Here is a 13,747-nt window from a genome sequence, read left to right as displayed (position 1 = left end):
TGGCTGGCGATGGCGACAACTCGCCGTCGACCGTGACCGGCGAGCGTTGGCGACAGCTGCTCTGCGCTGTAACGCCGAGTTCGAGTCTTTAAATCGCCCGACGTCCGGGCCTCGTTGTTTTTGCGCTATTTACAGGATCACTATGCCGGCTTCATTCGTTCACCTGCGCCTGCACACTGAATTTTCCCTGGTCGACGGTCTGGTGCGGATCAAGCCGCTGGTCAAGGCGTTGGCCGGCATGGGCATGCCGGCTGTGGCGGTTACCGACCAGAGCAACATGTGTTCTTTGGTCAAGTTCTATAAAACCAGCATGGGCGCCGGGATCAAGCCGATCTGTGGCGCCGACCTGTGGTTGTCGAACAAGGATCCTGACGGCCCCTTGAGTCGTATCAGCCTGCTGGCCATGAACGCCTTGGGCTATCGCAACCTGACCGAGCTGATTTCCCGCGCTTTTACCGAGGGGCAGCGCAACGGCTTGACCATCATCGAGCGCGAGTGGGTGGTGCAGGCTGCCGAAGGTCTGATCATGCTTTCGGCGGCCAAGGAGGGCGAGATCGGCATGGCCCTGGTGGATGGCGACCTGGAGGTGGCCGAGGCCCTGGCCCTGGAATGGATGGCAGTCTTTCCGGACCGCTTCTACCTGGAAGTGCAGCGCACCAACCGGCCCAATGACGAAGAGCAATTGCACGGTGCGGTGGCCCTGGCCGACAAGATCGGTGCGCCGCTGGTGGCGACCAATGACGTGCGTTTCATCAAGCAGGACGACTTCGAGGCCCACGAGACCCGGGTATGCATCGGTGAAGGCCGGGCCCTGGATGACCCGCGCCGCTCGAAGAACTACAGCGACCAGCAGTACCTCAAGAGCGCCGAGGAAATGGCGGAACTGTTCAGCGATCTGCCCGAGGCGCTGGAAAACACCGTGGAGATTGCCAAGCGCTGCAATATCACGGTGCAGTTGGGCAAGTACTTCCTCCCCGACTTCCCCACGCCCAATGGCATGGGCATCGACGATTACCTGCGCCACGTGTCCCACGAAGGCCTCGAAGAGCGCCTGGCGGTGCTCTGGCCCAAGGACACCACCCCCGACTACGAAGAGAAGCGCCAGATCTACCTGGATCGCCTGAAGTTCGAGCTGGACATCATCATCCAGATGGGCTTCCCCGGTTACTTCCTGATCGTTATGGACTTCATCAAGTGGGCCAAGAACAACGGCGTGCCGGTAGGTCCGGGCCGGGGGTCGGGTGCGGGCTCGTTGGTGGCCTATGTCCTGAAGATCACCGACCTCGATCCGCTGGCCTATGACCTGCTGTTCGAACGTTTCCTCAATCCCGAACGTGTTTCCATGCCCGACTTCGACGTCGACTTCTGCATGGATGGGCGCGACCGGGTGATCGACTACGTGGCCGAAGCCTATGGCCGCAACGCGGTCAGCCAGATCATCACCTTCGGCACCATGGCCGCCAAGGCGGTGGTGCGTGACGTGGCGCGGGTCCAGGGCAAGTCCTATGGCCTGGCCGATCGGCTGTCGAAGATGATCCCCTTCGAAGTCGGCATGACCCTGGAGAAAGCCTACGAGCAGGAAGAGATGCTGCGTGACTTCCTCAAGGTCGACGAGGATGGCCGCGAGATCTGGGACATGGCCCTCAAGCTTGAAGGGGTCACTCGTGGTACCGGCAAGCACGCCGGTGGTGTGGTGATCGCGCCGACCAAGCTCACCGACTTCTCGCCGATCGCCTGTGACGAAGAAGGTGGCGGCCTGGTGACCCAGTTCGACAAGGACGACGTCGAGGCCGCGGGCCTGGTCAAGTTCGACTTCCTCGGCCTGCGGACCCTGACCATCATCAAGTGGGCGATGGAGACCATCAACCGTGAGCAGGTCAAGCTGGGCCTGCCTGATGTGAACATCGACTTCATCCCGCTGGATGACAAGAAGACCTACGACCTGTTGCAGAGGGCCGAGACCACGGCGGTATTCCAGCTTGAATCCCGTGGCATGAAGGAGCTGATCAAGAAGCTCAAGCCCGACTGCCTGGAAGACCTCATCGCACTGGTGGCGTTGTTCCGCCCTGGCCCGCTGCAGTCGGGCATGGTGGATGACTTCATCAACCGCAAGCACGGTCGTGCCGAGTTGGCCTACCCCCACGCGGATTACCAGTACGAAGGTCTCAAGCCGGTACTGGCGCCCACCTACGGCATCATCCTGTATCAGGAACAGGTGATGCAGATTGCCCAGGTGATGGCCGGTTACACCCTCGGCGGCGCGGACATGCTGCGCCGGGCCATGGGCAAGAAGAAGCCCGAGGAGATGGCCAAGCAGCGCGGTGGTTTCATCGAAGGCTGTGTGGCCAACAATATCGAGGCCGACCTTGCCGGTAACATCTTTGACCTGGTAGAAAAATTCGCGGGTTACGGCTTCAACAAATCCCACTCCGCAGCCTACGGTCTGGTTTCCTATCAGACGGCATGGCTCAAGACTCACTATCCGGCGCCTTTCATGGCTGCGGTCCTGTCGGCGGATATGCATAACACCGACAAGGTGGTGGTGTTGATCGAGGAGGTGCGCAGCATGAAGCTGCGCCTCGATGCGCCGGATGTGAACAGCTCCGACTTCAAGTTCACGGTCAACGATGATGGTCGTATCGTCTACGGCCTGGGTGCGATCAAGGGGGTGGGCGAGGGCCCGGTGGAAGCAATCGCCGAGGCCCGTACCGAAGGTGGTCCGTTCAAGGATCTGTTCGACTTCTGCAGCCGGGTGGACCTCAAGCGCATCAACAAGCGTACCCTCGATGCGTTGATCCGTAGCGGTGCCCTGGACCGCCTGGGGCCGCACTTCCATGACGAGATAAAGGCCTACCAGGCCAACATCGACCGTAACCGTGCGGTGTTGCTATCGGCTCTGGAGGAGGCGATCAAGGCGGCCGAACAGACCGCCCGGACCGCAGACAGCGGTCACGCCGACCTGTTCGGGGGGCTGTTCGTCGAGGAAGATGCCGACGTCTATGGCAACCACCGCAAGGCTCGCGAGTTGACCCTCAAGGAGCGCCTGCGTGGTGAGAAGGACACCCTGGGGCTGTACCTGACTGGCCACCCGATCGACGAATACGAAGGCGAGATCCGTCGTTTCGCCCGCCAGCGCATCATCGACCTGAAGCCGGCACGCGATACCCAGACGGTAGCGGGAATGATCATTGCCCTGCGGGTCATGAAGAACAAGAAGGGCGACAAGATGGGGTTCATTACCCTTGACGACCGCTCCGGGCGCATCGAGGCTTCTTTGTTCGCCGACGCTTTCATGGCTGCCCAGCCCCTGCTGCAGACCGACGCGATGGTGGTGGTGGAGGGGGAAGTCAGCAATGATGATTTCTCCGGTGGCCTGCGCCTGCGGGTCAAGCGGGTAATGAGCATGGAGGATGCACGGACCAACCTGGCCGAAAGCCTGCGCCTGAAAATCCACAGCGATGCCCTGAAGGGCGATCAGCTACGCTGGCTGGGCGAACTGTTCAAGCGTCACCGTGGCGCATGCCCCATTTCCATGGAGTACACCCGGGATGACGCCAAGGCGCTGCTGCAGTTCGGCGAGGACTGGCGCATCGATCCGGCGGACAGCTTGATTCAGGCCCTGCGTGACCAGTTCGGGAAAGACAACGTCTTCCTGCAATACCGTTGAGGGTGATGCGCCATTACTGCGCCCCATCGTCACCAGAATCTTTACTATCGACCTCATCGCGCCTGTCCCTTAAGGTAGGGCGCGAACAGACAACCGGCCGGCCCCAGCTTCCCTGGAAGTCGACCCCAGACGGACGCCTATGAACCCGAATTTTCTTGATTTCGAACAGCCGATCGCCGACCTGCAAGCCAAGATCGAAGAGTTGCGCTTGGTCGGTAATGACAATTCGCTGAATATCGGCGATGAAATCTCCCGCCTGCAGGACAAGAGCAAGACCCTGACCGAGGACATCTTCGGCAAGCTCACCAGCTGGCAGATCGCACGTCTGGCGCGTCACCCGCGTCGCCCCTACACCCTGGATTACATCCAGCATATCTTCACCGAGTTCGACGAGTTGCATGGCGATCGCCACTTCTCCGACGACGCAGCGATCGTCGGCGGCGTGGCTCGCCTGGACGAGCAGCCGGTGATGATCATCGGTCACCAGAAGGGCCGCGAGGTGCGCGAGAAGGTGCGTCGCAACTTCGGCATGCCGCGTCCGGAAGGTTATCGCAAGGCGTGCCGCCTGATGGAAATGGCCGAGCGCTTCAAGATGCCGATCCTGACCTTCATCGACACCCCGGGCGCCTACCCGGGTATCGATGCCGAAGAGCGCAACCAGAGCGAAGCCATTGCCTGGAACCTGCGGGTCATGTCGCGCCTGAAGACGCCGATCATCGCTACCGTGATCGGTGAGGGCGGTTCGGGCGGTGCGTTGGCTATCGGTGTCTGCGACCAGTTGAACATGCTGCAGTACTCCACCTACGCGGTGATCTCGCCAGAAGGTTGTGCCTCGATCCTGTGGAAAACCGCGGAAAAGGCTCCTGATGCCGCCGAGGCCATGGGCATCACTGCCGAGCGCCTCAAGGGCCTGGGTATCGTCGATAAAGTGATCGCCGAGCCACTGGGCGGTGCCCATCGCGACCCGGCTGCCGCTGCTGTTCTGATCCGTGCCGAGCTCAGTTCGCAACTGGCGATGCTCAAGGACATGGATAACGACGCTCTGCTGGCCCGTCGTTATGAGCGCCTGATGAGCTACGGTCTCTGACCGAACGCTGCTGCTCCTTGCCGGATCGGGCTTGCCCGTGAACCTGACGCCGTTGATCGATCCGATCACGGCGTCAGGTTCATTCTGGGCAGTCGCAAGGCTGCCTGATCGCTCCTGCGGGTCCTGACTCAATGATTTCTCTTTCCGCTGCCCTGTTGCACTCCCTGGCTCCGTGGCGTGATGTCGCCTCCTGGCGCGTTGCCTTCTCCGGTGGGCTCGATTCCACTGTCTTGCTGCACCTGCTCGCCGACCTGGCGCGAAAACATGCCCTTCCAGCGCTTTCGGCGATCCATGTCCATCATGGCCTGCAGCCGGTAGCGGATGCCTGGCCGCAGCATTGCAAAGCGGTGTGCGATGCCCTGAGGGTGCCCCTGCAGGTGGTTCATGTCCAGGTGCCGGCTGGTGCCAGCCTCGAGCGTGCTGCCAGGGAGGCGCGCTATGGTGCTTTCGAAGGGCTGATGGCCGGTAATGAGTTGTTGTTAATGGCACAACATCGCGACGACCAGGCGGAAACCTTGCTGTTTCGCCTGTTGCGCGGTGGCGGAGTGCGTGGCCTGGCCGCCATGCCACAACACCGGCCGCTGGGGCGTGGACACCTGCTCAGGCCCTTGCTGGGTGTGCCTCGTGCCGAGCTTGAACGTTATGCCGATGAACACCGCCTGGGCTGGGTCGAGGACCCGTCCAATGCCGACCACCGATATTCGCGCAACTATCTGCGCCATCAGGTCATGCCGGTGCTTCAGGCACGCTGGCCCCAGGCCGCAGCCAGTATTGCCCGCAGTGCCGCGCACCTGAGCGAGGCCCAGGGCTTGCTCGATGAACTGGCCCTGATGGACCTGGCCGACGCCGAGCAGGGCCAGGACCTGCCGTGGCTCGCCTTGCCGGCCTTGACCCTGGCGCCCTTGCGGCAGTTGTCTGCGGCGCGCCAGCGCAATGCCCTGGCCCACTGGCTGGCCAGGCTTACCCGTTTGCCGGATACCGATCACTGGGTGGGCTGGGAAAACCTGCGCGATGCCCGGGACGAAGCTCGGCCAGTCTGGCGCCTGGCCGATGGCGAGTTGCATCGGGCTGGACGGTGCCTGTGGTGGTTGTCCGGAGCCTGGCTGCGGCCGGTCGGGGAGGGGGGCGAGTGGCATGATCCAGGACTGCCCTTTTCTTTGCCGGATAATGGCCAGGTGTCTTTCAGTGGACCGGCGCCCGACGGGCCGCTGAGTATCCGCTATCGCCAGGGAGGAGAGGTCATGCAATTGGCCGGTCGTGGGCGCCGTGATCTCAAGCGTTTGCTGAACGAAGCGGGGGTCCCGGGTTTCGTCCGTGGCAGATTGCCGCTGCTGTATTGCCAGGATCGACTGCTGGCGGTGGCGAACCTGTCGCTGGGTGGCATAAACGCCCGGGACGGCTGGCAATTGCACTGGCGACCACCGGCTAGCGATCAAGGTTTGAGCTGAAAGGGGCTTTCCGGTAGACTACGCTCCCTTCTTGATACAACTTCTGTGGATTCGCCTGAATTGCAGGAGTTGCCGATTACCAAGCAGTCTTTGCTGGGCGATTCCAAAAAATGTGTAGCGAGCAACGTACCGGTGTTCTTGCATCCGGTCTGTCACAACGCGGCGGTTTTTTTGAAAGGTGCACTGTGATTAATGCAGGTGATCGGGGGCTTCGGCCTTCCTTCGCTTTCCCCGGCGGCACTGACCGCTTTAACGCAGACTTCTAGGGTTTTTCATGACGCGCTACATATTCGTCACGGGCGGTGTTGTTTCTTCATTGGGGAAAGGCATTGCCTCGGCTTCATTGGCGGCCATCCTGGAGGCGCGGGGACTTAAGGTCACCATGCTCAAGCTGGACCCGTACATCAACGTCGACCCGGGCACGATGAGCCCGTTCCAGCACGGTGAGGTGTTCGTCACCCACGACGGCGCCGAGACCGACCTGGACCTGGGGCATTACGAGCGGTTCATCCGCACGACCATGACCCAGAACAACAACTTCACCACCGGTCGCGTCTACGAGCACGTGCTGCGCAAAGAGCGCCGTGGCGACTACCTGGGTGCCACCATCCAGGTGATTCCGCACATCACCGACGAGATCAAGCGTCGCATCATCAAGGGTGCCGGCGATGCCGATGTGGCCCTGGTGGAAATCGGCGGGACCGTGGGTGACATCGAGTCGCAACCGTTCCTCGAAGCCATCCGCCAACTGCGGGTCGAAGTCGGCTCCAAGCGCGCGATGCTGATGCACCTGACCCTGGTTCCGTACATCGCCACCGCTGGCGAGACCAAGACCAAGCCGACCCAGCACTCGGTGAAGGAACTGCGCTCCATCGGCCTGCAGCCTGACGTGCTGATCTGCCGTTCCGACCATCCGGTGGATGTGTCCTCGCGTCGCAAGATCGCCTTGTTCACCAACGTTGAAGAGCGTGCGGTGATTTCCCTGGAAGACGTCGACACCATCTACAAGATCCCGGCCGTGCTCCACGCCCAGGGCCTGGATGATTTCGTCGTCGAGCGCTTTGGCCTGCAGTGCAACGGCGCTGACCTGTCCGAGTGGGAAAAGGTGGTGGACGCCAAGCTCAACCCAGAGCACGAAGTCACCATCGCCATGGTCGGCAAGTACATGGAACTGCTGGACGCCTACAAGTCGCTGATCGAAGCGATGAGTCACGCTGGCATCACCAACCGTACCAAGGTCAACCTGCGCTACATCGATTCCGAAGACATCGAGAACCAGGGCACCGCACTGCTGGAAGGCGTCGACGCCATCCTGGTGCCGGGCGGCTTCGGTCTGCGCGGCGTGGAAGGCAAGATCACCGCGGTGCAATACGCTCGCGAGAACAAGGTGCCGTACCTGGGTATCTGCCTGGGCATGCAGGTGGCGGTCATCGAGTTCGCCCGTAACGTCATGGGCTGGAAAGACGCCAACTCCACCGAGTTCGATCGCGCCAGCGGTCACCCGGTCGTCGGCCTGATCACCGAGTGGGAAGACGCCACCGGTGCCGTTGAAGTGCGTACCGAAGCTTCCGACCTCGGCGGCACCATGCGCCTGGGCGCCCAGGAATGCCTGCTGGAATCCGGCTCCAAGGTCCATGACTGCTACGCCAAGGACGTGATCATCGAGCGTCACCGTCACCGTTACGAAGTGAACAACAAGCTGCTGCCGCAATTGATCGAGGCGGGCCTGAAGGTCTCCGGTCGCTCGGGCGACGGCGCGCTGGTTGAAGTGGTCGAGGCCCAGGAGCATCCCTGGTTCGTCGCTTGCCAGTTCCACCCCGAGTTCACCTCGACGCCACGTGACGGTCATCCGCTGTTCAGCGGTTTCGTCAAGGCAGCATTGGCTCAACACCAGAAGAAGGCGTGACCCTGATGGCGCAGAAGATCATCCGCGTAGGCAGCATCGAGATCGCCAACGACAAGCCGATGGTGCTGTTCGGCGGCATGAACGTGCTTGAAAGCCGCGACATGGCGATGCAGGTCTGTGAGGAGTACGTGCGGGTCACCGAGAAGCTCGGTATCCCCTACGTGTTCAAGGCCAGCTTCGACAAGGCCAATCGTTCGTCGGTGACTTCCTACCGTGGCCCGGGCCTGGAAGAGGGCATGCGGATTTTCGAAGACGTGAAGCAGGCCTTTGGCATGCCGATCATCACCGACGTCCACGAGCCGGCCCAGGCCGCCGTGGTCGCCGAAGTCTGCGACATCATCCAGCTGCCGGCCTTTCTTTCGCGGCAGACCGACCTGGTGGTGGCCATGGCCAAGACCGGCGCGGTGATCAACATCAAGAAAGCCCAGTTCCTCGCGCCCCAGGAAATGAAACACATCCTGAGCAAGTGCGAAGAAGCGGGCAACGATCAGTTGATCCTCTGCGAGCGCGGTTCCAGCTTCGGTTACAACAACCTGGTGGTGGACATGCTCGGCTTCGGCATCATGAAGCAGTTCGAGTACCCGGTATTCTTCGATGTCACCCACGCCCTGCAGATGCCGGGCGGTCGTGCCGACTCCGCCGGCGGTCGCCGTGCCCAGGTCACCGACCTGGCCAAGGCGGGCATGAGCCAGTCCCTGGCCGGCCTGTTCCTCGAGGCCCATCCTGATCCGGACAACGCCAAGTGCGACGGTCCTTGTGCCTTGCGCCTGGACAAGCTCGAGCCGTTCCTGGCCCAGCTCAAGGCCCTGGATGAACTGGTGAAGAGTTTTCCGACGGTAGAAACCGCGTAAGCCTCGTTTCTCCGTGTAGGAGCAGAGCTTGCTCGCGATGAGGCCCGAGAGTGCGCCATCGCTGGTAAGTCTGTTCCAAATATTGCAATGTGCGCCACAAGTTAAATCGAGCGGTATAGAGCGTTTTCGTCAACTTTGGAGTGTTTACAACAATGGCAAAAATCGTCGACATCAAAGGTCGTGAAGTTCTCGACTCCCGGGGCAACCCCACTGTCGAAGCGGACGTGCTTCTCGACAACGGCATCATCGGCAGCGCATGCGCGCCGTCCGGTGCCTCCACCGGTTCCCGTGAAGCTCTGGAACTGCGTGATGGCGACAAGAGCCGCTACCTGGGCAAAGGTGTGCTCAAGGCGGTAGCCAACATCAACGGTCCGATCCGCGACCTGTTGCTGGGTAAAGACCCGATCGACCAGAAGGCTCTGGATCAGGCGATGATCAAGCTGGACGGTACCGAGAACAAGGCAACCCTGGGTGCCAACGCGATCCTCGCCGTGTCCCTGGCCGCTGCCAAGGCCGCCGCACAGGACCAGGACCTGCCGCTGTACGCCCACATCGCCAACCTCAATGGCACTCCAGGCGTCTACTCGATGCCGGTACCGATGATGAACATCATCAACGGTGGTGAGCACGCTGATAACAACGTCGACATCCAGGAGTTCATGGTGCAGCCGGTTGGCGCCAAGTCCTTCTCGGAAGGTCTGCGCATGGGCACCGAGATTTTCCATCACCTCAAGGCCGTGCTGAAGGCCCGTGGCCTGAACACCGCAGTGGGTGACGAGGGTGGTTTCGCGCCGAACCTGGCTTCCAACGAAGATGCGCTGAAAGTGATCTCCGAAGCCGTGGCCAATGCCGGTTACACCCTGGGCACCGACGTGACCCTGGCTCTGGACTGCGCCGCCAGCGAATTCTATGAAGATGGCAAGTACAACTTGTCCGGCGAAGGCCAGGTGTTCACCGCCGAAGGTTTCGCCGAGTACCTGAAGGGCCTGACTCAGCGCTACCCGATCATCTCCATCGAAGACGGCCTGGACGAGTCCGACTGGGCTGGCTGGAAAGTCCTTACCGACAAGATCGGCGAGAAGGTGCAACTGGTGGGTGACGACCTGTTCGTGACCAACACCAAGATCCTGAAAGAAGGCATCGACAAGAAGATCGCCAACTCGATCCTGATCAAGTTCAACCAGATCGGCACCCTGACCGAAACCCTGGAAGCCATCCAGATGGCCAAGGCAGCCGGCTACACCGCCGTGATCTCCCACCGTTCCGGTGAAACCGAAGATTCGACCATCGCCGACCTGGCCGTGGGCACCTCGGCTGGCCAGATCAAGACCGGTTCCCTGTGCCGTTCCGATCGCGTATCCAAGTACAACCAATTGCTGCGTATCGAAGAGCAATTGAACGGCAAGGCCAAGTACAACGGTCGTGGCGAGTTTCGCGGCTAAGCAGTAGATGGTAAAAAGACACCGGATTGTGTCGGGAAAATCGCTACAGCGAGTTTTTTGCCACTAATCTGATGCCTTAAGAGCACAAGCCTGGGTCTTCCAGGCTTCGTGCTATCAGTAGGTCCGAAGTTGTTGGCATGGCTGTCTTTTTTCACTGGATACCCGATATTCGATGCGCAGTCCCAATTGGTTGTTCCTGGTCTTGCTCCTGCTGCTGGCTGGCTTGCAGTACCGCCTCTGGGTGGGAAATGGCAGCTTGGCCCAGGTAGCGGACCTGACTCAGCAGATTGCCGACCAACAGGCTGAAAACGAGCGTCTGCTGGAGCGCAATCGCGTACTCGATGCGGAAGTCATGGAATTGAAGAAGGGCATGGAGACCGTTGAAGAACGGGCTCGCCATGAGCTGGGCATGGTCAAGGAGGGCGAGACCCTCTACCAGTTGGCCCAATGAGCGATCAGTTGCCGGCCTTCTGGGCCGTGATTCCTGCCGCGGGTGTAGGCGCCCGCATGGCCGCGGACCGTCCCAAGCAGTATCTGCAGTTGGGTGGACGCACTATTCTCGAACACAGCCTTGGCTGTTTCCTCGATCACCCCGGCCTCAAGGGGCTGGTGGTCAGCGTTGCGCCGGATGATCCCTATTGGTCAACCCTGGCTTGTGCCCACGATGGGCGAATCCAGCGGGTGGACGGTGGTGCGCAGCGTTCCGACTCGGTGCTCAACGCCTTGCTCCATCTGCATGCCCAGGGGGCTGCCGACGAGGATTGGGTGCTGGTGCACGATGCTGCGCGCCCCAACTTGGCCCGGGATGACCTGGACAAACTGCTGATCGAGCTGGCGAATGACCCCGTAGGCGGCTTGCTGGCGGTGCCTGCCCGGGACACTCTCAAGCGTATCGACACCCAGGGGCGGGTCCAGGAAACCGTCGACCGCAGCCTGATCTGGCAAGCCTATACCCCGCAGATGTTCCGCCTTGGCGCCTTGCATCGAGCCCTGGCCGATAGCCTGGTGGCCGATGTGGCGATCACCGACGAGGCTTCGGCGATGGAATGGGCCGGCCAGGCACCCCGTTTGATCGAAGGGCGCTCGGACAACCTCAAGGTGACCCGCCCCGAGGACCTGGAATGGTTGCGCCAGCGCTGGTCCAACCGCCGCTGACTTGCGCTGAACCTTGTAGATACCGTCTTGCCCGGTAACGGGCAAGACGGTATCTACAAATCCTGGTATTCCGGGCGTTGCGCCAACCCTTCCTTGAGAAAGTCCACCAGCTTGCGCACTTTGGGCGACAGGTGTCTTTGTTGCGGGTAAAGCGCCCACACCGCGGTATTCGGCGGCTGATGGGATTCCAGCAACGAGCTCAACGCGCCACTTTGCAGGTGTTCCAGGACGTAGTAGTCCGGCAGTTGGCACAGTCCCACACCCTGCAGCGCGGCATCCAGCACCGCCTGCCCGCTGTTGCAGCGCCAGTTGCCTTGTACCCGCTGGGCGAACTCGCGGCCATCCTGTTCCAGTTGCCAGATATCCGAGCTGCCAATCAGGCAATTGTGCCGGCTCAATTCCGAAAGGCTGTGGGGGCGACCATAACGCTCCAGGTAGGACGGCGATGCACACAAGTACATGCGTCGAGGGGCCAGGCGCGTCGCCACCAGCCGCGAGTCTTGCAAGCGTCCCAGGCGCACGGCCAGGTCCAGGCCCTCGTGCACCAGATCCAGGGGACGGTTGCTCAGCTCGATATCGACCCGAAGCTGCGGGTACAAGCTCATGAAACGGGTCACCAGCGGCACGATGAAGCGCTCGCCATAGGCTACGGCGCAGGTCATGCGCAGCATGCCCTTGGGCTCGCTGGCCAGGTCGCCGACGGCGCGTAACGCTTCCTCTCGTCCGTCCTGCAGGCGCTGGCAATGCTGGAGAAAGGTCTGTCCGGCTTCGGTCAGTGTCACCCGGCGAGTGCTGCGGTACAGCAGGCGGGTCTGCAGCCGTTCTTCCAGGCGGGCGATCTGCCGGCTGATATGAGAGGAGGACACGCCAAGGCGCTCCGCTGCTGCGGTGAATTGACTGCACTCGGCGACCGCTACGAACTCGTCGATGCCTTCCCAGCGGTTGTCACTCATGTGGATTATCCCTGTACAGCAATAATGTTTTGCTTTGTCTCGGATTATTCATCGTGGGGCTCTGTTTTACACTCCCTGTCTCGTTTTTATTCGCTGGAGACCCAGGATGATCAAGTCGCGCGCTGCCGTTGCCTTCGAGGCCAAGAAACCCCTTGAAATCGTTGAAGTCGATGTTGCCCTGCCCAAGGCCGGCGAGGTGCTGTTGCGGGTAGTGGCTTCCGGTGTCTGCCACACCGACGCCTACACCCTGTCGGGCGCTGACCCGGAGGGTATCTTCCCGGCGATCCTCGGCCATGAAGGCGGAGCTGTGGTGGAAGCGGTGGGTGAGGGCGTGACGTCGGTGGCCGTGGGTGACCACGTGATCCCGCTGTACACCCCTGAATGTGGCAAGTGCAAATTCTGCCTGTCGGGCAAGACCAACCTGTGCCAGGCAATCCGCGCCACGCAAGGCAAGGGCCTGATGCCGGATGGCACCCCCCGTTTCTCCTACAAGGGCCAGCCGATTTTCCACTACATGGGAACCTCGACCTTTTCCGAGTACACCGTGCTCCCGGAAATCTCCGTGGCCAAGATCCAGAAAGAAGCACCGCTGGAGAAGGTCTGCCTGCTGGGCTGCGGTGTCACGACCGGCATCGGGGCGGTGATCAACACGGCCAAGGTCAAGCCCGGCGACACCGTGGCGATCTTCGGCCTGGGCGGTATCGGCCTGTCGGCGGTGATCGGTGCGGTCAAGGCCAAGGCCTCGCGCATCATCGCCATCGATATCAATCCGGCCAAGTTCGAGATCGCCCGCCAGCTGGGGGCCACCGACTGCATAAACCCCAAAGAGTACGATCGCCCGATCCAGGAAGTGATCGTCGATCTCACCGATGGCGGCGTGGACTTCTCCTTCGAATGCATCGGCAACGTACAACTGATGCGCGCTGCCCTGGAGTGCTGCCACAAAGGCTGGGGTGAGTCGGTGATCATCGGCGTGGCCGGTGCCGGCCAGGAAATTGCCACCCGTCCGTTCCAGCTGGTGACGGGCCGCGTCTGGCGCGGTTCGGCCTTCGGCGGGGTGCGCGGCCGCTCCGAGCTGCCAAGCTATGTGGAAATGTCCCAGACCGGCGAAATTCCGCTGGATACCTTCATCACCCACACCATGGGCCTGGAGGACATCAACAAGGCATTCGACCTGATGCACGAAGGCAAGAGCATCCGTTCGGTCATTCATTTCTAAGAGCAGCGCCAAGCTGCAA

General features: G+C 61.4%; 10 protein-coding genes. 9 read left to right on the top strand and 1 reads right to left on the bottom strand.

Annotated elements, in window-relative coordinates; all coding sequences use genetic code 11:
• Positions 1-142: 142 nt before the first annotated feature.
• From dnaE to ispD, 8 genes are all read left to right on the top strand, one after another.
• Positions 143-3,667 carry a DNA polymerase III subunit alpha gene (dnaE, locus tag LGQ10_RS13170; protein ID WP_058436711.1) on the top strand — a complete coding sequence of 1,175 codons (3,525 nt, stop codon included), beginning with the start codon at positions 143-145 and terminating at the stop codon, positions 3,665-3,667.
• Between the two features lie 139 nt (positions 3,668-3,806).
• Entirely contained in the window at positions 3,807-4,754 is a 948-nt protein-coding gene (locus LGQ10_RS13165; protein WP_058436710.1) for an acetyl-CoA carboxylase carboxyltransferase subunit alpha, read from the top strand.
• A 131-nt stretch (positions 4,755-4,885) separates the two neighbouring features.
• Complete coding sequence (tilS, locus tag LGQ10_RS13160; RefSeq protein WP_226525801.1) at positions 4,886-6,202, top strand: tRNA lysidine(34) synthetase TilS; 1,317 nt, start codon at positions 4,886-4,888, stop codon at positions 6,200-6,202.
• A 274-nt stretch (positions 6,203-6,476) separates the two neighbouring features.
• Entirely contained in the window at positions 6,477-8,108 is a 1,632-nt protein-coding gene (locus LGQ10_RS13155; RefSeq protein WP_058436708.1) for a CTP synthase, read from the top strand.
• A gap of 5 nt (positions 8,109-8,113) precedes the next feature.
• Positions 8,114-8,959, top strand: a complete 846-nt coding sequence (gene kdsA, locus LGQ10_RS13150; protein ID WP_226525800.1) for a 3-deoxy-8-phosphooctulonate synthase — start codon at positions 8,114-8,116, stop codon at positions 8,957-8,959.
• 152 nt (positions 8,960-9,111) lie between these two features.
• Positions 9,112-10,401, top strand: a complete 1,290-nt coding sequence (gene eno / locus LGQ10_RS13145; RefSeq protein ID WP_058436707.1) for a phosphopyruvate hydratase — start codon at positions 9,112-9,114, stop codon at positions 10,399-10,401.
• A 172-nt stretch (positions 10,402-10,573) separates the two neighbouring features.
• Positions 10,574-10,852, top strand: coding sequence for a cell division protein FtsB (ftsB, locus tag LGQ10_RS13140; protein ID WP_022642593.1), 279 nt, complete (start codon positions 10,574-10,576; stop codon positions 10,850-10,852).
• Entirely contained in the window at positions 10,849-11,556 is a 708-nt protein-coding gene (gene ispD / locus LGQ10_RS13135) for a 2-C-methyl-D-erythritol 4-phosphate cytidylyltransferase (protein WP_226525799.1), read from the top strand. Before ftsB ends, ispD begins: the two co-directional genes overlap by 4 nt.
• A gap of 53 nt (positions 11,557-11,609) precedes the next feature.
• Here the strand turns inward: ispD and LGQ10_RS13130 are convergent, their stop codons facing one another.
• Entirely contained in the window at positions 11,610-12,509 is a 900-nt protein-coding gene (locus tag LGQ10_RS13130; RefSeq protein ID WP_226525798.1) for a LysR family transcriptional regulator, read from the bottom strand.
• A 106-nt stretch (positions 12,510-12,615) separates the two neighbouring features.
• Between LGQ10_RS13130 and LGQ10_RS13125 the strand changes: the two genes are divergently transcribed.
• Complete coding sequence (locus tag LGQ10_RS13125; RefSeq protein WP_226525797.1) at positions 12,616-13,728, top strand: S-(hydroxymethyl)glutathione dehydrogenase/class III alcohol dehydrogenase; 1,113 nt, start codon at positions 12,616-12,618, stop codon at positions 13,726-13,728.
• Positions 13,729-13,747 lie beyond the last annotated feature (19 nt).

The sequence above is a fragment of the Pseudomonas sp. L5B5 genome (assembly GCF_020520285.1).
Lineage (GTDB): Bacteria > Pseudomonadota > Gammaproteobacteria > Pseudomonadales > Pseudomonadaceae > Aquipseudomonas.
The sequence above is the reverse complement of the archived record's forward strand: the minus strand, read 5'-3'. Positions and strand labels throughout refer to the sequence as shown.

Coding starts and splice junctions, on each gene's coding strand:
- kdsA (WP_226525800.1), top strand. CDS start 8,114: ATGGCGCAGAAGATCATCCGCGTAGGCAGCATCGAGATCGCCAACGAC.
- ftsB (WP_022642593.1), top strand. CDS start 10,574: ATGCGCAGTCCCAATTGGTTGTTCCTGGTCTTGCTCCTGCTGCTGGCT.
- eno (WP_058436707.1), top strand. CDS start 9,112: ATGGCAAAAATCGTCGACATCAAAGGTCGTGAAGTTCTCGACTCCCGG.
- ispD (WP_226525799.1), top strand. CDS start 10,849: ATGAGCGATCAGTTGCCGGCCTTCTGGGCCGTGATTCCTGCCGCGGGT.
- LGQ10_RS13165 (WP_058436710.1), top strand. CDS start 3,807: ATGAACCCGAATTTTCTTGATTTCGAACAGCCGATCGCCGACCTGCAA.
- dnaE (WP_058436711.1), top strand. CDS start 143: ATGCCGGCTTCATTCGTTCACCTGCGCCTGCACACTGAATTTTCCCTG.
- LGQ10_RS13125 (WP_226525797.1), top strand. CDS start 12,616: ATGATCAAGTCGCGCGCTGCCGTTGCCTTCGAGGCCAAGAAACCCCTT.
- LGQ10_RS13130 (WP_226525798.1), bottom strand. CDS start 12,509: ATGAGTGACAACCGCTGGGAAGGCATCGACGAGTTCGTAGCGGTCGCC.
- tilS (WP_226525801.1), top strand. CDS start 4,886: ATGATTTCTCTTTCCGCTGCCCTGTTGCACTCCCTGGCTCCGTGGCGT.
- LGQ10_RS13155 (WP_058436708.1), top strand. CDS start 6,477: ATGACGCGCTACATATTCGTCACGGGCGGTGTTGTTTCTTCATTGGGG.